The organism is Paenibacillus sp. FSL R5-0475 (assembly GCF_038004585.1).
GTDB lineage: Bacteria > Bacillota > Bacilli > Paenibacillales > Paenibacillaceae > Paenibacillus_AQ.
Window position 1 is genome coordinate 6,433,617 of record NZ_JBBORK010000001.1, and the last position, 18,252, is coordinate 6,451,868.

An 18,252-nucleotide genomic window follows, 5' to 3' on the forward strand; every position below is an offset into this window, starting at 1 on the left:
AACGATACATATCGATCTTAGTCCGAAGACCATAAAAAGTCAATTATCTTCGCAAAATCGGCCGATTCATTATATTTAGGTTGTAAAATGTGATTTTTATTACTAGAAAAACAAAAATAAAATGAATTGACAGCGCATACATCTAGGGAGTATGATTTTCGTACAGGGAGTTTCAAAGAAATTATGGAAACGTTTCTATATCATCCGATACGCTTTATCATAAAGGATGAGCAATCAGTTTCAAGCTGGTTGCGGGACAAGAAAGGAAGCTAAGTTATGCATGTGATGAAATGCATCTTTCAAATTGGAGGTGGGCTCATTGGCAAGAATTAAGCTTGCGGGTGGAAATATTGTCCGGGAAGTCATTAAGAACAAAGTGCTTTTTCTAATGTTGCTGCCTGTAATCCTATACTTCATTATTTTTCACTATGCGGTAATGCCTGGCGCTTACGTCGCATTCGTAGATTACAAGCTCAATAAGGGTATTTTCGGAAGTAACTTTATCGGTCTGAAAAACTTCGAATTTCTGGTTCAGAATGGCGATCTGTGGAATATTACCAAGAATACACTGCTCTACAACATCGTCTTCCTAGCTCTGGGTAACATTATTCAAATTGTGTTTGCCATTATGCTTTCGGAGATCTCGGGCAAGTGGTTCAAGAAAGTGTCTCAATCCGTTATTCTCCTACCTTACTTTATCTCTATGGTTATCGTCGGTGTGTTTGCCTACAATATATTCAATTTCAATTCCGGGTTCATCAATACGATGCTAACCGGAATGGGGCTAGACCGTTACGAGTTTTATTCTGATCCAGGCATATGGAAATATATCATTGTAGCCTTCAAGATCTGGGCCGCTACCGGATATGGAATGATTGTCTATCTGGCAACGATCACAGGGATTAATCATGATCTGTACGAGGCTGCTTATATGGACGGAGCCACTACCTGGCAGCGGATCCGTTATATGACCTTACCGATTCTGAAGCCAACCTTTATTCTGCTTTTACTGTTTGGTATGGGTGGAATTCTCAAGGGCTCCTTTGACCTTTTCTATAATCTGATCGGTACGAACTCGGTGCTGTATCCGCAGACGGATATTATCGATACCTATGTCTTCCGTTCACTGGTGGGACAATTCAACTTCTCTATGGGCGCCGCTGTGGGCTTCTACCAATCCATGTTTGGCCTGATTCTGGTGCTAGTAGTTAACTTTATTGTACGCAAGGTCGAGCCAGACAGCGCATTGTTCTAAAACCAGACACGAAACAGGGGTGATGAATATGGAAACTCAAAAAATCAAACAGGATTCGGGAAGTATTATCATAAAAGTGATTAGCTATATCTGCATTAGTATCTTTGCACTGTTCTGTGTATTTCCCTTCGCACTAATGATCTCCTCATCGTTCATGAACGAGCAGGAAATTGTCCGTGAAGGCTACAAGCTGCTGCCTAAGGAATTTTCATTTAAGGCTTACGAATTGTTATTTAACAACTCTACGCAATTGGTAAATGCTTATAAGATCACTATTTTTATAACCGTAGTGGGTACGGTCCTTGGACTGTTCATGATGTCGATGGCTGGCTTCGTGCTTAACCGCAAGGATTTCAAGTATCGCAACTTCTTTTCCTTTCTAATTTACTTTACGACACTCTTCAGCGGTGGCTTGATTCCAACGTATATCCTGATGGTCAAGCACCTGCATATGAAAGATAACTTATTTGCCATGATTCTACCGGCTGTAGTTGGCGCTTGGTCGATCTTCCTGATGCGTAATTTCATGAAGGCGATTCCGGATTCCTTATATGAATCTGCTACCATTGACGGTGCTGGCGACTTCCATATCTATTGGCGGATATTTATTCCGCTGGCGGTTCCTTCCTTAGCTACCATCGGGCTTTTCTCGGCGATAGGCTTTTGGAATGAGTGGTACAACGGGATGTTATATATGGACTCCCCGACGAAATATCCACTCCAATACTTTTTGCAGCGAATGGTCAATCAGACGAATCTCGGTACACTAATCAATTCGGGGGCAGTTATCAATACGGCTGATCTTCCAACGCAATCCATCAAGATGGCTACAGCTGTGCTAGCCACCGGGCCAATTATTCTCCTCTATCCATTTGTACAGCGTTATTTCGTAACAGGCCTCACTGTTGGGGCTGTAAAGGGTTAATGGACGTCTCCTTTTCGAAGGCACGTTTATTATAAATGCAATTCATAAATAGAAAAGAAAAGGGAGGCTTACCTAATGAAAGGTAAAAAAATTGCGTCTTCTTTAATTGCTGTACTCATGCTTACTGGGGCATTGACAGCCTGTTCATCGAAGAACAACGAGGCAAGTAATGATCCGGCAGCTACGAAGGCACCAGAAGCTTCAACGAATGCAGGAGGAGTAGATACTTCTAAAGAAGCTAAGTTGGTTTACTACCTGTGGGGCAGTGAAGGCGTTCAAAATAAGGCGATTCTTGCTGAGATTAACAAAAAGCTTAAGGCTGATCTTAACGCTACAATTGAAGTGAAGTATATTGACTGGCCGGATATCAATACGAAATATCCGTTGCTATTTGCTTCTGGTGAGCAGTTTGATATGTCTCATGCATCTCCTGGAGCACCAGTATCCTATTTCACATTGGCTAGTGAAGGCGCTCTAGTGGACCTTACCGATATGCTCGATAAAGTTGCTCCTAAGCTGAAGGCAGAAATTCCTGCTAGTGTATGGGAAAATACTAAATACAAAGGTAAAATCTATGGTGTTCCGAGTCTTTATAGCGAATATACACCGAATGGTTATGCCTATCGTGTAGACTTGCTGAAAAAATATGGCATGGAAAAAATAACCACTCTCGACGATATGGTTAAATACATGGATAATGTTGTTGCCAATGAGTCCTTCCCACCAATTAACGGTAAGTCTGAAGATGCGGCCAATATGTTCAGAATGCTCGTAGATACTACAGGAATGTGGCTTAACGCACCTGGTATATCTTTGAATGAACTGAATCTTGTGACGAAAAGTCCAGAGGACTACAAGACCGTCTTCCATCCAGCATACACTCAAGAATTCGAAGATTGGGCTGTGAAGATGCGTGAATGGGCAGATAAAGGGTACTGGGGCAAAGATGTGCTGTCTGCAACTCTTGGAAGTAAAGATAACTTCAGAGCAGCAAACTCCGCAGGTTATTTGACTCATGCTCAGGACTGGATCGGCCAATACGGTGCAGATTTGAAGGCACAACCAGAGGCAGAAACTGCATTCTTTACTTTTGCGGAAGCCAACAAGAAGATCAAACGTAAGATGGGCGTTGACAACTCGACTGTAATCAGCACGAGCTCCGAGAATCCAGAGCGCTCTCTGATGGTAATCGAGAAGTTCATGACTGACGAAAGCTACTACAACCTCATCCAAAACGGTATTGAAGGCAAACAATATGTTATGGAAAATGGTGTTAAAAAGCAGCCTCCAGGCTTCAACGAAAAAACGGACGGCGGAGGTTTCGCTGCTTGGTCACTTCGTAACGACAAATTCGTAGTTCCTACGGATACAGAAAACCCAATTCGTAACTCCTTGTTTGCAGAGTGGGATAAAGTCGCTATCGATGATCCATACAATGGCTTTAGCTTTGATCCATCGAATGTAACTACAGAAATTGCTTCCATCTCCAACGTGAATTCCCAGCTTGGTATTCAATTGATGCTTGGTAAAACAAGCAAAGATCCTAAAGCTGCTGTAGCGGATTACCGTGAGCAACTGAAAAAAGCAGGAATTGACAAGGTTATTGCCGAAGTAGAAAAGCAATTGGCTGAGTTTGTTCCAGTGAACTAAAGAACGTTAAAAGGTGTAAGGGAGCTATAGTAGCATATAGCTCCCTTACTTATAAGTGGGGGAGTATAGTGGACGTAAATATCAAGGATATCGCGCGGATTTCCGGTGTGGGCATCTCGACGGTTTCCAGGGTCATCAACAATAAGGGGCTGGTGAGCAAGGCTACACGGGAAAAGGTTCTGAATGTTGTTAAGGAATACAATTACATTCCCAATTCCAATGCGAGAAATCTAAAAACTACGGAGTCTAAGAACATTGCACTTATGGTTAAGGGGATTACGAATCCGTTCTTCTCTAATATGATCAAAGAAATCGAGCGGCAGGCTAATCTGCGAGGGTACCCTTTCCTCATTCATCAGGTAGAGGATGGAACGGATGAAATTAATGCGGCGATTCAGCTGACCAAAGAAAAGAATCTATGCGGGATCATCTTCATGGGCGGAACTTACAATCATTCCGAAGAGAAATTCAAGCAGCTGACGGTCCCATTTGTTCTGACAACGATCACCTCTACACAAGAGGTGGACCCTGATATCTTTTCTAGTGTCACCATTAATGAATTGAAGGAAGCTTATAAGGCCACCAATTACTTGATATCACTTGGGCATGAGAATATTGGTTTTCTAGCCAAGTCCCCATTACTGGATGAAACGACAGGCAACCGGCGTTATTTGGGCTACAAAAAAGCACTGGAAGAACATAATCTGCCTTATGATGCACAGCTTGTGGAAGATTGTGAATACAGTCCTAGCTCTGGATTTGATGCAGCGCGAAGATTGCTTAAAAGGAATAAGGGAGTAACCGCAATATTTGCAGCCTCCGACACGATTGCTATCGGTGCTGCCAAAGCGGTGCTTACCGCAGGGTTGTCTATTCCGGATGATATTTCAATCATTGGCTTTGACGGGATCGAAATGGCTGAATATTTTCATCCTTCACTTGATACGATCAGCCAACCGGGTACAGAAATGGCTTTATCCAGCGTGGGCGTTCTGTTTGATCTAATTTCTGGAAGGTCAGGTCATCAGCATATTGTCTACGATGCGGTATTGCTCAAGCGAGGCTCTTGCAAGATGCTCAAAACACTTAAGGTTTAATACTGACTATAAAAGCTATCATTGGAGTGGTAACCCAAATGCAAGACACATTGAGAATAGGTACTCTAGTTCGTGGCGGGGAGGCGGTCACCGTGATTCCGCAAATCGTTCAGCATGGTTTTGAATCCTTTAACCTGAACTTTTGGCAGACCACAGGTGAAACCAATCTTGTAGAAACAGCTGCACGACTTAAGGAACTGGCTGCTGAACATGATTTTGTCATCTCTTCTGTTGGGATTTATGGCAATCCACTTTCAGGGACAGGCGACAACGCTGACACACTCGCCAGCTGGGAGCGGCTGATTGAACATGCGCATTTATTCGGCACAGATATTATCGGCGGATTCACTGGACGTCTTCCAGGTTCTTCGATTGACGAGTCGATTCCGAGATTTGCAGAGGTGTTTAGTGAATTGTCCAAAAGGGCAGCCGATCGTGGCTTAAGAATTGCTTTTGAAAATTGCTCTATGGGTGGAAACTGGCAGGCCGGAGAGTGGAATATCGCTCACAATCCTTCAGCCTGGGAGAAAATGTTCAATGCTGTACCAGCAGACAATCTGGGTCTGGAATGGGAACCGTGCCACCAGCTGATAGGTCTCATTGATCCGATTCCGCAGCTACGCAAATGGGTGAATAAGGTATTCCATGTACATGGCAAGGATGCCACTATTGCCTGGGATATCGTCAAGGAATACGGAATTCACGGACCTAAGTCTTATGTGTGGGACCGGACGCCTGGCTTCGGAGATACGAACTGGGTGGATATCATCTCGATTCTGCGCCAAGCCGGCTATAAGGGAACTATTGATATTGAAGGCTGGCATGATCCTGTCTACCAGGGTGAACTAGAAATGACTGGACAAGTACATGCGCTAAATTATTTGAAGTATTGCCGAGGTGGCAGTTTTGTCCCTAATCCGGTGTAAAGGATATCAAATAGTAACAACCCAAAAATGACCTCAAAGCCCACAGTGAAGTGGAGGATGAGGTCATTTTTATTTGCATAACTTTAATCCCGAATAAGATATCCTTGCCCAAGCTGGATTTCTTTAAAGCCTGCCATGTGGCGAGCTTGAAAGTGGATCGGCTTAAATCCACCTATAATAATGATGTTTTTGATATCCGCAGCCCCATCTGAAGGCAGTGAAAAGGATTTGATATAGGTGAATTCTTCCGCGAGCGTGGTGTGAATCGCGTTAATATGTGGGTCATTTTCACCTTTTCCCATTAGATTCATTAGGAGATACCCTTTGGCATTCAGTTTTGAATACACGATGCTGAAAAATTCACTGGAGATTAAGTGCCTCGGCGTGCCCGCGGCGGTGAAAGCATCCAAGATGATGTAATCATATTTCTGTGGTTCTTCACCTTCAAGGATCTGACGTCCGTCACCGATCACTACGTTATCTTGGATGTATCCAAAATAGCGGCGGCTTAATTCGACTACTTCGCTGTCTAGCTCAGCTACTTTAAATCTTTTGTCTAGAAAATGCCCAGCAATCGTTCCAATCCCATGACCTATAAGAAAGGCATCCTCGAAAGAGGGAGCATTGCATTCCATCAAGTGAATGATGGCTCGCGGATATTCAAACACAATTCGTTCTGGATGATTGAGATCCAGCGCACCTTGAATGGCCTGATTGGAAAACTGCATGACGCGGAACGCACCTTGTTCACCGTATAGTTCTGTGGTGTCATAGACGGTGATTTCATGATTATCGCTGCTCGTGTGAATCTGTGATTGCAAGTGATCAAACTCCTTATACGATAGAAATTCGTTTATATTCATTGGGTGTAACGCCGACTACACGTTTAAAAAGCTTATTGAAATAGGCAGGATCGCCATATCCAACTTCTGCTCCAATCTCGTGAATCTTTAGGTCAGGGGCATTCTTGAGCAGATGCTTGGCTTTGCGTAGCCGGATTTCCGTGATGTAGTCCGTTAATGTAAGTCCAGTCTCTTGTTTGAACAGCTTACTTAAATAGCTTGGTGTCAAAAAAACCATATTCGCTAAGGTGTTCAGATCCGCATGTTGATTATAGTTGGCTGATATCCAGCGCTTTATGGTTTCTACAGCTGTACCGGACATCTCTAGGCGATGGGCTCTGATCTCAAATAGAATGCTTGAGAAATGGTTGGTGAAACTACGCTCGATTTCACTGAAGCTCATACTGGACGCGATGCTTTCATCCAGCCCAAGATAGGGTGCACCTTTGTAGAGGGCCTCAAATTCTTGCAATTCTTTCTGCGCAGATTCAATAACCCATCGACAGACACGGAGAATTTGATGAGGCATAGCTTGTTGTGATTTCAGAACTGAGAATAAGTTATGCACGCGCTCTAAAGCACCCTCCATATTCAGGATCTGCAGATCATGGATTAATGGTTCCTTGATCGCATTAAAAGGCTCAAGGATATTTATCTCAGACTGCTGAATGTTCTGAATATTTGCATAGTGCAGTCGGTCAGGATTATAAATGCCGACGCTGCAGGCTAACTTAGCATCTAGATATGCTTGTCTAAGCTTGGCGGTATCATTATAGGAACTGCTAGTACCTACATGCAGTATAATACCATTGGCAGAGATACGGATTCTGTCGCCGATTTCATTCCTATCGCTGTCTGAGAGTTGCTTTGTAGAATACAGGATACAGACATGCAGTCCATTTTGAATCTCTAAGCTGTCGATACTAAATGCCATCACTTGCCGCAGACTGTCTACACAAAAACAGACGGGTTCTCTTGATCTTCCTTTGAACACAAAGACTGAGAAATAAGGCTGGGGCAAAGTAAGGCTCGACAAAAGCAAGGGTGAAGGGGGCTCGTCGCCTTGAAGAAGGGTCAGTAAGAGACCAGAACGGTGACGTACCTCCTTGTCACGAGAGAACTGCTGCTCTTCCTCTAATTGATAAAGCAGCTCGAATAATTGCTCCTTATCGATTGGCTTTAATAAATAGTCTACTGCAGAGCTGCGTATGGCTTCTCTGGCATAATTAAATTCAACAAATCCACTCATTAGAATGGAGCGGATTTGTGGGTGACTGCCTTTTAATTGTTTAATTAATTCCAAGCCGTTAATTTGCGGCATACGAATATCAGTAATCACAACATCAAGTTGAAGTGAAGGTAACTCGTCAAGTAGATGTTTCCCATCGGAGTAGGTGCCGATGACCAGAAATTCAGTGTTTTCTTTGCTGATCATTCGGGCCAGACCTTCGCGGATCAGGATTTCATCGTCAACAATTGCAATACGCAGCAATCAGAGCATCTCCTCTCTGTAATTCATATCATCTTCACTAGGAGTAGTGAAGGTAATGTCCTCAATGCGCAGCGTAACACGAGTACCCACTCCGAGCTTACTCTCTACAAGGAGCCCGAATGAGCTGCCGTAATGCAGACGGATTCTCTCATTCACATTTCGTAGGCCAATACCAAACATTTCACTTTCAGTCCCATTTTGCAGACTATTATTTAAAGAATGAAGGGTAGCTGCATCCATACCGATGCCATCATCTTCTACACAGAATACGACATTTCCATGCTCACTCCATGCGGTGATGCTTAAGGTACCGAGACCTATTTTTTGATCTAAGCCATGAAAAACTGCGTTCTCCACAATGGGTTGGAAGACAAGCTTGATTACAGGAAGATGTAGAAATTTCTCAGGCACATCAATGTGTAGATTGAACTTATCTGGAAACCGGATTTGTAGCAGATGATAATAATTTCGTACATGATCCAGCTCTTGTCTGATCGTAACGGCTTCTTCGCTTCGGACAATACTGTAACGCATCTGAAGTCCAAGCAAATAGGTGAGTTTCGCTACACGGGGGTCATCATTGCTCTCTGCCAGCATACGGATAGACTCCAGCGTATTATAAATAAAATGGGGATTGATCTGATTCTGAAGTGCCCTCATATCAGCCTTCTGCTTACGCTTCTCAGTGAGGGATACTTCCTGTAGCAGATCCTTGACCCTTATGATCATTCGATTAAAATGACTGCCAAGCATTCCAATCTCATCATTATATTTGGAGTGCTGCCAGACATCTAGATTACCGTGCTGTACCCGTTTCATTAGACGGACTAAAGATTTAAGGGGTTTGGTCAGCGCATGTGAGATGAACGTCGCAACACAAAGTGCAAAAGCAATAATGATCAGTGTAGTTAATATAAGAGCATTGCGATTCTTCTGTACAGGTGACAGGATCCGGGCCAAAGGAATCGTAACCATAGTCGTCCAACCTGTCTGTTTCGAGACGGTATACACTGCAAGATAAGACTGGCCATTCATTTCTATTTGAAAATGATCCTGTTGCTGATTCACATGCTGCAGCAAAAGCTGCGTGTTCAGACTTTGCCCCTCGCCAGTTTGTATCGAGTCTGAGGCGTCTTCGCCGTCATAGATAAGATCTCCGGTATTATCTACAATTAGTGTGTTGCCTTGTGTAACTGCGTTTACGGGATCAATGATCCCCTTAAACAAGTTGATGTCTACATCAAATACGAGAATTCCTATATTATCTAGCGTGCTTACAGAATTAATGGTGCGAAGTACACTAAAAACTTCTCTATGGACATTGGAGTTTATACGTATCGTATGTCTGCCTTGAATGACAGGAGCGGCCCCAGCTTCTTCACTTAAGGTTTTCCATTCGGCTAGTCGTTCTTCAGGATACAGCTCGTGGATCCCGGGGACTCTATCATAAAAAACAGAACCGTACTGATCCACCATGTACACGGCGATGATCTCTTCCTTCGTATGCTTCAAGTAGCTCAGGAACATCGCCATGCCAGTACTTTTATCCCAGTCGGTATTTTGCTGAGTTAGGTAGAATTGTACATCGGTGTTGTACAGCGGTAGCGCTGTGTATCTTTTTAGATCGGCAACATAACGGTCAATGGTATCAGAGGCATTCGATGTCATTTGGTTCGCGCCTTCCGTTGCATTCACAAGAACAGAATTGAACATGGAGCGGGAGGACAAATAACTAACATAAGTGATTGGAAGCGAGATCAGAAAGACAAATACGACGATCAGTTTTCGCTCCATTGGAAGATTGGCAAGGAACAACCACATTTTTCGTAAGGCTAGCCGGATGAATGATACCATTTGCGTTATCCTTTCTTAAAGTGAACTACCTTATTTAACTGCGCCGCTGGTTACGCCTTCAAAGATGTAACGTTGTAGGAAGAAATATAGAATTATTGTGGGGAGCAGGATAAGCAGAATGGCCGCACAGATCAAATTCCATTCGCCCGAATTGACCCCTTGAAAACGCATCAGGATCGTCGTAACTACGCCCAGGCTTTGTTTTGGCATATATAGATAAGGGATGTACATGTCATTATAGATACTAATCGTCTTCAAGATAATCAAAGTAGCCGTAGCTGGCGTCAATAATGGAAAAATAATCGAGCGATAGATTTTAAAAAGAGAAGCACCTTCTACCATCGCGTTCTCATCTAGATCCACGGGAATGTTCCGGATAAATTGCAAATAAAGAATAATTTGAATCACATCTGCTCCGATATATAGCACGATAGGGGCGCCGAGTGTATTATAAAGCCCCATGCTTTTGATGATACCAAAAGTGGCTACTTGCGTCGTGATGCTAGGAATGATAGTAGCTATTAGATAAGCACCAAAGACAACAGGTTTTAATTTAAAAGAGAAGCGTCCCAGTACAAATGCTACCATAGTTCCAAATAGAATGTTCAGAATTAAAGTAATAGCTATAATAATTAATACGTTACCAAATCCGTTAAGTAAACCTCCACGTTGGAACACCGCAATGAAATTATCGAAATTAAAAAAGCTTTTTGGCAGTGCCATGGAGCTACTACTGTTAAATTCATCAGTCGATTTGAAGGCATTTACGATAACTACATAAGGAGGGAAAAGCACGACAAATACGCCGATGATTAGCGAGAAGTATTTAATAACATCTGTAAAGCGGAATTTGGAGTTTGTCATGTCTATTTGTCTCCTCCCCGGCTAAGAACTAGTTGCTGTACTAATAGTACGATGACGACAAAGAAGAGCAAGATAATACTCATGGCAGAAGCGAGACCATAGTTGTTGTAAGCAAATGCAGTGTCTACAACTTTCTGTACGTAAGTTTCGCTGGCGCCTGCAGGACCACCCTTGGTCAATACGAATGGGAGATCAAAGACTTCCAGTGCTCCTGTGACGGTAAGAAATAAGTTAAGCTGAATGACTGGCTTCATATTCGGTAAAGTAATTCTCCAAAGGGTTTGGAAAGGTCCAGCACCATCAATCTTTGAAGCCTCATAGATATCGTTTGGTATGGCCTGCAAGGAGGCGATGTAGATGACCATGTTATAACCCATGAAACGCCAAAATCCTGTGGATGCCAGAGAATAGTTGACCAGTCCCTCTGTTCCAAGCCAGCTGGTCTGTCCTAGTCCGGTTAGACCGATGCTATTCAGGAACATATTCAGAGATCCGTTAGTAGTATCAAAGACATAACCAAACATAAAAGCAACAGCAACTCCGTTCATGATGTAAGGAAGGAAAAGTAAGATTCGGAATGCGTTTTTCCCTTTGAGCTTACTATTCAGAACAACCGCAAAATAAATGGCGACTATGTTCTGAACAATTCCCATAGCGAAGTAAGCAAAGTTATGTGTAAATACTTTGAAAATATCAGGATTAGAGAAGACCTCGCGGTAATTAGCAAGTCCGACCCATGGTTTCTCAGGGCTATAGCCATCCCAATTGGTGAAACTGTAATAGATCAGCTTAAGCGCTGGATAATACGTGAATGTCGCAAGGAGCAACAATGGGATCGTAAGGAATGATACGATGATTATCATTTTTTGTTTGTTATAGGAAAGTGTTCCGAACATCGCTAGCCCTTCTTTCATAAAAGCTTGGTATGGAAAGGCAAAATGGACTATCCGTAAGGGCGATAATCCATTTTGCACCGTGTTGTACTTCTGGTCAAAAGTTTGTATTAATAGCCGAGATCTTTCTTAGCTTTAGCCCAGGCTTTATTCCATTTGTCTAATACAGTTTGCGGATCTTTGGCAAGCACAAATTCCTGTACAACAGCAGGGAGATCTAATTGTGCCTTGTTGCCGATTTCTGTAACCTTCGCATCGTCAACAGTTCCTTCTACTAACTCTACTCCGGTAGCTTGGAATTCTTTTAGCTGAGCCAGATTAGATTCTTTTCCTTTTAGTGGGGAGATAAAGCCCGCGAAGTCCTCATAGCCGGAATCCTCAATCATCCATTTTACGAAAGCTTTGGCAGCTTCTAAATTTTTGCTGTTTTTAGCAACAGCATAGAAGAAGTCAGGGCTAAGAGTAGCGGATGGTTTACCTGAATTGTCATAAGGGAACGGGAAGAAGCCAACATCGTCTGAAGGAGCTCCTACTCCAATAACTTGGTTAATGACCCAGTTGCCGAGATAGTACATGGCGAACTTACCAGAAGCGATGTCTTTTTTCGATTGCTCCCAGTTGGTGGAGTTGATGTCTTTTTCCAGATACCCTTTTTCGTTGAGCTCCTTGAGCAGGCTAAAGGCTTTACCATAGCCGTTGTCTATGGTAAATGGTGTTTCAGAGTTCAGCTTCTCATTAGGGAAGTCGGGGTTGCCTGCAATTAGGCGCGGAGTATCATAAGCCCATGTACCCAGTGGCCATTTATCTTTGAAGTTAGAGGACAGTGGAATGACACCTTTTGCTTTCAGCTTTTCGCAGGCAGCCAGGAATTCATCCCAAGTCTTAGGGGTTTCTGTGATGCCAGCATCCGTAAATGCTTTTTTGTTATAAACAATCCCGGATGTAGAGTTCCCTGTGGTAATTCCGTACAGCTTGCCATCAAAGGATTTGAAGTCTTTAAAGGTGATTTGATCGTTCAGGCCGAGATCATCCAGTGAAGCGAAGTATTTCGGTAGGTCGGAGTTAGGAATGGTAGGAATGAACATAACGTCAGGAAGCTCGCCGCTGGCCATTCTGACTTTAGCCTGTTGATTATAGTCGGTCTGGGAAGCCTCGAATTCGACTTTAACGTTCGGGTATTTTTCATTAAAGCGCTTTAAATATTCATCGTATTCTTTGCCAATCATGTCTGTTCTGTTAGTCAGGAAGGTGATTTTGCCGCTAATGTCAGCTCCTGCTGCAGGTTCGGCTGTTGCGTTGCTTGTCGTGTCACCGCCGGTAGTCTCTGTGTTAGTCGCTGCGGGCTTATCGGTTGCAGAAGCCCCGTTATTGGTGCTGTTGCCATTGTTCGAGCCGCAGCCAGCAAGCGTTGATGATAAAATCATAACCATAACAAAAGATAACGAAAATAACTTATTTCTCATAACTTAATCCCCTTTTCATTATTTTGTTAGCGTTTACATGAACATTATAGCTTTAAATAAAGCGTTTAGAAATGTATTGTATTATTATTTATTGTCTTTATTTGTTTTGTTTGAACGATTATAATTAGTGTATACCTAACGAATGGATAACAAAATACCAAGAATAACAAGTGGATTCAATGAAATGCTAGAAGAGGTATGTTATTTTGAAAGATGAATAGGCTTACAAAACTTAAGCAGACGCTTTCGAAGTGAGTTTTGTACGAAGTCACTTGGAGAAGCATATGCTCTACAAAACTTTTAGCAATTAGGAGGATATTATGAAACATCTAGAGATGAATCTTGCGAAGTGGGAATTTAGAAGCTGTGGTGACGAGGAGTGGCTTCCGGCTACTGTGCCAGGCACGGTCCACACGGATTTACTGAAGAACGGAAAGATTGAAGATCCCTTCTATGGAACAAATGAACATAACCTACAGTGGATTGATAAGAAGGATTGGGAATATCAAACCACTTTGCAGCTTGGTGAAGAGTGGTTGGAGCTTACTTGCACAGAACTGATTTTTGAAGGTCTTGATACATATGCAGACGTGTATGTGAATAATGTACATGTGCTCGCTGCAGACAATATGTTTTTGGCGTGGAGAGTGGATGTTAAAGATCAGTTGAAGATTGGTGAAAACCATATACTAGTGAGATTCCGCTCTGTAGTTAAAGAGGATCTACCTAAGCTAGAGAGGCTGGGGTATGCGTTACCTGCACCGAATGATGAATCCGAGCTTGGGGAACTAGAGGAACAGCGGATTAGTGTTTTTGCCCGCAAAGCACCTTATCATTACGGCTGGGATTGGGGTCCGCGTTTCTTGACTAGTGGAATATGGCGTAAAGCGGCCCTTAAGGGACGTGATTCAGTTCAAATCATAGATCTCTATATCCGCCAAAATGTGATCACAAAGGAAGAGGCTCAATTAACCGCAATTATTGAAGTAGATGCTCCTGCGGCATGGGAGGGAATGCTGCGAATGAGTGCTGATGGTTTAGAGTCGATGCAAGCGGTTTCCTTGAAGAGTGGCAAGCAACAAATAGAGATGGATATCGTGGTAGATCAGCCGCAGCTCTGGTGGTGTAGAGGGCTGGGCGAGCCACATTTATATACATTCCAAGCGGATTTGGTGAAAGGTAAGGAAGTTGAAGTTAGCAAAAGTGTAAGAACCGGTCTCCGCAGCATTCAATTGATTCGGGAGCGTGATGCGAAAGGGACTTCATTTTCTTTTGTACTGAATGGTGTGTCGGTCTTCGCCAAAGGTGCCAATCATATTCCGAATGATAGCTTCATCACAGAAGTAACTGAGGAGCGGTATCGGCATGAAATTGCCACGGCCGCAGAATCAAACATGAATATGCTGCGAGTGTGGGGCGGCGGTTTTTATGAAGAGGAGATATTTTACAAGCTCTGTGATGAATACGGGCTGTTGGTCTGGCAGGACTTCATGTTCGCTTGCAGCATGTATCCGGGGGATGAAGCGTTTCTTGCGAATGTGAAGAAAGAAGCTGAGTATAACGTCAAAAGATTGCGCAATCATCCCTGCATCGCCCTATGGTGTGGCAATAACGAGATTGATTCGGCTTGGTCACAGTTCGAGGAAAATATGGGCTGGGGCTGGAAAGAAAAACTCAGCGCGGAGCAAAGAGCTACAATGTGGGCTGATTATGAAGAAATATTCCACCGGATTCTGCCGGAGGCTGTAGCCGCGTTCCATCCAGGTGTAGACTATTGGCCGTCTTCGCCAATGCGGAATTTTACTGGAGATATGAATCAACATGCGACGCGGATTGTGGGCGATGGGGATGTGCATTACTGGGGCGTGTGGCACGGGATTGAGCCTTTTGAGAATTATAATACCAAGGTTGGCCGCTTTATGAGTGAATACGGATTCCAGTCGTTCCCGGAACTAAAGACCGTAATGAGCTATGCTGAAGAGCAGGATTTGGAGCTTACCTCAGAGGTGATGCTGGCTCATCAGAAGAATGGACGCGGAAATCTGTTGATCAGGGAATATATGGATATGTATCTGCCGCAGCCGAAGGATTTTAAAGCATTTCTGCATATGAGTCAAATTCTGCAGGCCGAAGCGATTCGAATCGCGATTGAAAGTCACAGAAGAAATAAACCTTACTGTATGGGCACTTTATACTGGCAGATGAATGATTGCTGGCCGGTCGCCTCTTGGGCGGGGATGGATTACAACGGACGCTGGAAAGCATTGCAATATACCGTGCGCTCAAGCTTTCAAGATGTTCTGTTGTCTATTGACGGTACCGACCACGAGCGGATTGACGTTCATGTCGTATCTGATTTAAGAACAGCAGTCACCGCTGATTTGGGGCTTAAATTGTATCAGTTTAACGGTTCGGTACTGCGAGAGTGGACACATCCCGTTGAGCTGGGAGCCGATTCAGCGGCTATCGTATTCTCGTCTCCAGTGGCGGAACTATTAGAAGGTCATGGATCGAACGATGTATTGCTTGAGATCAGCTTGCAGGCTAATGGCGAGATGATAGATCGTAAAGTGCACTATTTTATCCCGGAAAAAGAAATTCGGTTGCAGCGTTCAGTAATTAACATAATGGAAACTCCAGATAGCGGAGGTCTAAGCTTCACTGTGACAAGCGATGTATTAGCTAGAGGCGTATACCTGACCTCAGAAGATGAAGGAATATTCTCTGACAATTACTTTGATCTTCTCCCAGGGCAGCCCAAGACGATAACGTTCTCGGAACGCGGGAACGATGGAAGGGACTGGATTCCAGGCGCTCCTAAGGGATTGAAGGTTCAATCGATGGTTGATTTTGTGAGCGAAGATTTACTGTAAATCTTAAGGAGAGATAATTTATTTCAAAAGGAAACAAGCCATGAGCTCGGCTCTTGGTTTGTTTTTTTGTGTGCTGGTTTAAATGTTGTTTTTCCTATTCATACTCCGTTCATGTTAACGTCATAGAGAGTACATCTTCATTAGTTAATCTTAGCTTAGCAGTTAGTTATGGTAGTCCAAAACACAGCTGATGACAGGAGAAGATACGAGTGGAAATAAAAGAAAGAATGAAAATGAAGGCGGGCACGAGAACAAGTAAAATACTAAACATACTACTTAAAGTAGTAGGAGCAATAATCATCGCAATCGTGCTTTTTCTCGCTATTGTCTATACAGTTAATTTGATCAGCAATAAATCGGAACAAAATAAAATAGAACCCTATGGTCAGTTAGTACCCGTAGATGGGAAAAACATGAATGTTTATATTCAAGGAAAAGGTGAAGAAACAGTCGTGCTACTACCGGGTTATGGCACAGCAGCGCCAGCTCTTGATTTTAAAGCATTAATAGATGAACTGTCGCCGTTTTACAAAGTTGTCATGATTGAGCCTTTTGGGTATGGATTAAGTGATCTGACCAAAAAGGAGCGCAGCACAGAGAATATTGTAAGTGAAATTCATGAAGCTTTACAGGCTCTTAATATTGACCGTTATATTCTAATGGGCCACTCTATTTCAGGCATATATGGACTAGATTATGTTAACAAGTATGAAAATGAAGTGAGTGCATTTGTCGGGCTTGATAGTAGTGTTCCATCGATAAGCGAGAGGAAGATCGAAGCTTCGGAATTAAGAACTATAAATCTGCTCAAAAAATCAGGTCTAATCAGATTGCAAATGAAATTTAGTGCTGACCCAATTGCTGAACTACCATTTGATGATAAAACAAAAGAACAAATGAGACTGATCAATCGCAAAAACATATTTAATCCCACCCAATTAAATGAAGCTGGATTGATGTATTCTAATTTTAAATCAGCTGAAAGCTTAACATTTCCTAAAAATCTTCCTCTTATTTTCTTTATACAAGCGAATCAACCAGCAACGGATAGATGGATACCAGAGCATGAAAAGCAAGTAAAAGACTCTGTACATGGAAAAGTGCTGACATTTGAAGAAGGACATTATTTATATCGTACTAAAGCAAAAGAGATCGTAGAAAACTTCAGAGTATTTATGGAAGAAGCTAAGTAAATGACTGTTTGAGCCGAACGAACTTCAGGGTTTTCTCTGATTGTCGTTCGGTTTTTTCTCGTTTAAGGAATTATGATCCAAAAGCCTGACGGTACTTTACGGGGGACATCCCCTCGAACGTTCTGAACACTTTAATGAAATAGCTGGACTGGGCAAAACCGGACTGAGTCGCAACCTGAGCAATGGAGAGTCCAGTAGAAACCAGTAGAAGCTTGGCTCTGGCCAGTCGACAATCCGTTAAATAACGGTTTGGTGTTTTGCCCATAACCATTCGGAACAGCCGTAGAAAATGATAGCTGCTATACCCGGTTAGTCTTGCCATCGACTCCAGTGACCAAGGACGGGCACATTCGACATGAATGATATCTGCGGCACTGCGGATAGACTGCCTGACCTCGTGCGGTACTGAGCCGTGAAGCGGTTCGGAATTCTGTAGCAATTTCACTAGAAACTCATACAGAAGCGCGGATAGCCTTGGCTCACTACGTGTTACATAGGAAGCGCTCAGCAAGTACATTTCCTCGAATAGCTCGTCCAGCTTAGCGTCCAAATCAAAAGTGAACAGGTATGCACTAGACTGGTCCACTTCTTCTAATAAGGGGAGTACAATTTGAGTGCTAAAATGAACCCAACGAACATCCCAAGGCTCTCCGGGATCAGAGCCGTACTGCTGGTAGGCCCCTTTAGGGTAAAGAAACCCTCGTCCTCTGCTCATCGGAATACGTTCGCCCTCATGGAAGACATAACCCTCCCCACCAAAGATTAAATGCAGGTTATAGCTTCCCAGGAATCCTTCACTTCTTCTCTCGGTATGCTGTGGGAAGTGACTGTAATGTCCCAAAAATTCAGGATAACAGACATATTTTGAAAAAGCTGGCGTCGGCAAATACCATTGTTTCTTCATGTTATATGGCACTCATTTCTG

At 43.2% G+C, this 18,252-nt stretch carries 14 protein-coding genes; 7 read left to right on the top strand and 7 right to left on the bottom strand.

Going from position 1 to position 18,252, the window contains the following annotated elements; all coding sequences use genetic code 11:
* The first annotated feature begins 319 nt into the window (after positions 1-319).
* The 5 genes from MKX41_RS28780 (at position 320) to MKX41_RS28800 (ending at position 5,853) form a co-directional block, all read left to right on the top strand.
* Positions 320-1,255 (top strand): ABC transporter permease, encoded by a 936-nt coding sequence (locus tag MKX41_RS28780; protein ID WP_231573385.1) that lies wholly within the window; start codon positions 320-322, stop codon positions 1,253-1,255.
* A 28-nt stretch (positions 1,256-1,283) separates the two neighbouring features.
* Complete coding sequence (locus tag MKX41_RS28785) at positions 1,284-2,180, top strand: carbohydrate ABC transporter permease (protein WP_197071264.1); 897 nt, start codon at positions 1,284-1,286, stop codon at positions 2,178-2,180.
* Positions 2,181-2,255: 75 nt separating this feature from the next.
* A complete protein-coding gene (locus tag MKX41_RS28790) occupies positions 2,256-3,830 on the top strand; it encodes a DUF3502 domain-containing protein (protein ID WP_042185012.1) in 1,575 nt (524 codons plus the stop codon).
* A gap of 68 nt (positions 3,831-3,898) precedes the next feature.
* The gene (locus MKX41_RS28795; protein WP_339245006.1) at positions 3,899-4,927 is read left to right on the top strand and encodes a LacI family DNA-binding transcriptional regulator; all 1,029 of its coding nucleotides are present in this window, start codon (positions 3,899-3,901) and stop codon (positions 4,925-4,927) included.
* A 38-nt stretch (positions 4,928-4,965) separates the two neighbouring features.
* Positions 4,966-5,853, top strand: a complete 888-nt coding sequence (locus MKX41_RS28800; RefSeq protein WP_340974197.1) for a sugar phosphate isomerase/epimerase family protein — start codon at positions 4,966-4,968, stop codon at positions 5,851-5,853.
* An 83-nt stretch (positions 5,854-5,936) separates the two neighbouring features.
* On the opposite strand, the gene MKX41_RS28805 is transcribed toward MKX41_RS28800, so the two are convergent.
* The 6 genes from MKX41_RS28805 to MKX41_RS28830 all read right to left on the bottom strand — a co-directional run bounded on the left by MKX41_RS28805 (position 5,937) and on the right by MKX41_RS28830 (position 13,261).
* Positions 5,937-6,716 (bottom strand): spermidine synthase, encoded by a 780-nt coding sequence (locus tag MKX41_RS28805; protein WP_445671331.1) that lies wholly within the window; start codon positions 6,714-6,716, stop codon positions 5,937-5,939.
* Complete coding sequence (locus MKX41_RS28810) at positions 6,688-8,187, bottom strand: response regulator transcription factor (protein WP_340974200.1); 1,500 nt, start codon at positions 8,185-8,187, stop codon at positions 6,688-6,690. Before MKX41_RS28810 ends, MKX41_RS28805 begins: the two co-directional genes overlap by 29 nt.
* Positions 8,188-10,041, bottom strand: a complete 1,854-nt coding sequence (locus MKX41_RS28815) for a sensor histidine kinase (RefSeq protein ID WP_340974201.1) — start codon at positions 10,039-10,041, stop codon at positions 8,188-8,190.
* A gap of 30 nt (positions 10,042-10,071) precedes the next feature.
* Positions 10,072-10,905, bottom strand: coding sequence for a carbohydrate ABC transporter permease (locus MKX41_RS28820; RefSeq protein WP_042185023.1), 834 nt, complete (start codon positions 10,903-10,905; stop codon positions 10,072-10,074).
* A gap of 2 nt (positions 10,906-10,907) precedes the next feature.
* Positions 10,908-11,801: a carbohydrate ABC transporter permease gene (locus MKX41_RS28825; RefSeq protein ID WP_042185025.1), complete on the bottom strand. Its 894-nt coding sequence runs from the start codon at positions 11,799-11,801 to the stop codon at positions 10,908-10,910.
* 107 nt (positions 11,802-11,908) lie between these two features.
* Positions 11,909-13,261, bottom strand: coding sequence for an ABC transporter substrate-binding protein (locus MKX41_RS28830; RefSeq protein ID WP_340974202.1), 1,353 nt, complete (start codon positions 13,259-13,261; stop codon positions 11,909-11,911).
* A 320-nt stretch (positions 13,262-13,581) separates the two neighbouring features.
* On the opposite strand from MKX41_RS28830, the gene MKX41_RS28835 reads away from it, so the two are divergent.
* Together MKX41_RS28835 and MKX41_RS28840 are read left to right on the top strand one after the other, a co-directional pair.
* Positions 13,582-16,134, top strand: coding sequence for a beta-mannosidase (locus tag MKX41_RS28835; RefSeq protein ID WP_340974203.1), 2,553 nt, complete (start codon positions 13,582-13,584; stop codon positions 16,132-16,134).
* A gap of 227 nt (positions 16,135-16,361) precedes the next feature.
* A complete protein-coding gene (locus MKX41_RS28840) occupies positions 16,362-17,327 on the top strand; it encodes an alpha/beta fold hydrolase (RefSeq protein WP_340975123.1) in 966 nt (321 codons plus the stop codon).
* Between the two features lie 70 nt (positions 17,328-17,397).
* Here MKX41_RS28840 and MKX41_RS28845 read toward each other — a convergent pair whose 3' ends face one another.
* Positions 17,398-18,231, bottom strand: coding sequence for a helix-turn-helix transcriptional regulator (locus tag MKX41_RS28845; RefSeq protein WP_340974205.1), 834 nt, complete (start codon positions 18,229-18,231; stop codon positions 17,398-17,400).
* Between the last annotated feature and the right edge of the window lie 21 nt (positions 18,232-18,252).

What these genes read in the sequence shown, in the direction of transcription:
- MKX41_RS28820 (WP_042185023.1), bottom strand. Translation starts at nt 10,905, where the DNA reads ATGACAAACTCCAAATTCCGCTTTACAGATGTTATTAAATACTTCTCG.
- MKX41_RS28825 (WP_042185025.1), bottom strand. Translation starts at nt 11,801, where the DNA reads ATGTTCGGAACACTTTCCTATAACAAACAAAAAATGATAATCATCGTA.
- MKX41_RS28800 (WP_340974197.1), top strand. Translation starts at nt 4,966, where the DNA reads ATGCAAGACACATTGAGAATAGGTACTCTAGTTCGTGGCGGGGAGGCG.
- MKX41_RS28835 (WP_340974203.1), top strand. Translation starts at nt 13,582, where the DNA reads ATGAAACATCTAGAGATGAATCTTGCGAAGTGGGAATTTAGAAGCTGT.
- MKX41_RS28840 (WP_340975123.1), top strand. Translation starts at nt 16,362, where the DNA reads ATGAAAATGAAGGCGGGCACGAGAACAAGTAAAATACTAAACATACTA.
- MKX41_RS28830 (WP_340974202.1), bottom strand. Translation starts at nt 13,261, where the DNA reads ATGAGAAATAAGTTATTTTCGTTATCTTTTGTTATGGTTATGATTTTA.
- MKX41_RS28815 (WP_340974201.1), bottom strand. Translation starts at nt 10,041, where the DNA reads ATGGTATCATTCATCCGGCTAGCCTTACGAAAAATGTGGTTGTTCCTT.
- MKX41_RS28790 (WP_042185012.1), top strand. Translation starts at nt 2,256, where the DNA reads ATGAAAGGTAAAAAAATTGCGTCTTCTTTAATTGCTGTACTCATGCTT.
- MKX41_RS28785 (WP_197071264.1), top strand. Translation starts at nt 1,284, where the DNA reads ATGGAAACTCAAAAAATCAAACAGGATTCGGGAAGTATTATCATAAAA.
- MKX41_RS28845 (WP_340974205.1), bottom strand. Translation starts at nt 18,231, where the DNA reads ATGAAGAAACAATGGTATTTGCCGACGCCAGCTTTTTCAAAATATGTC.
- MKX41_RS28805 (WP_445671331.1), bottom strand. Translation starts at nt 6,716, where the DNA reads ATGAATATAAACGAATTTCTATCGTATAAGGAGTTTGATCACTTGCAA.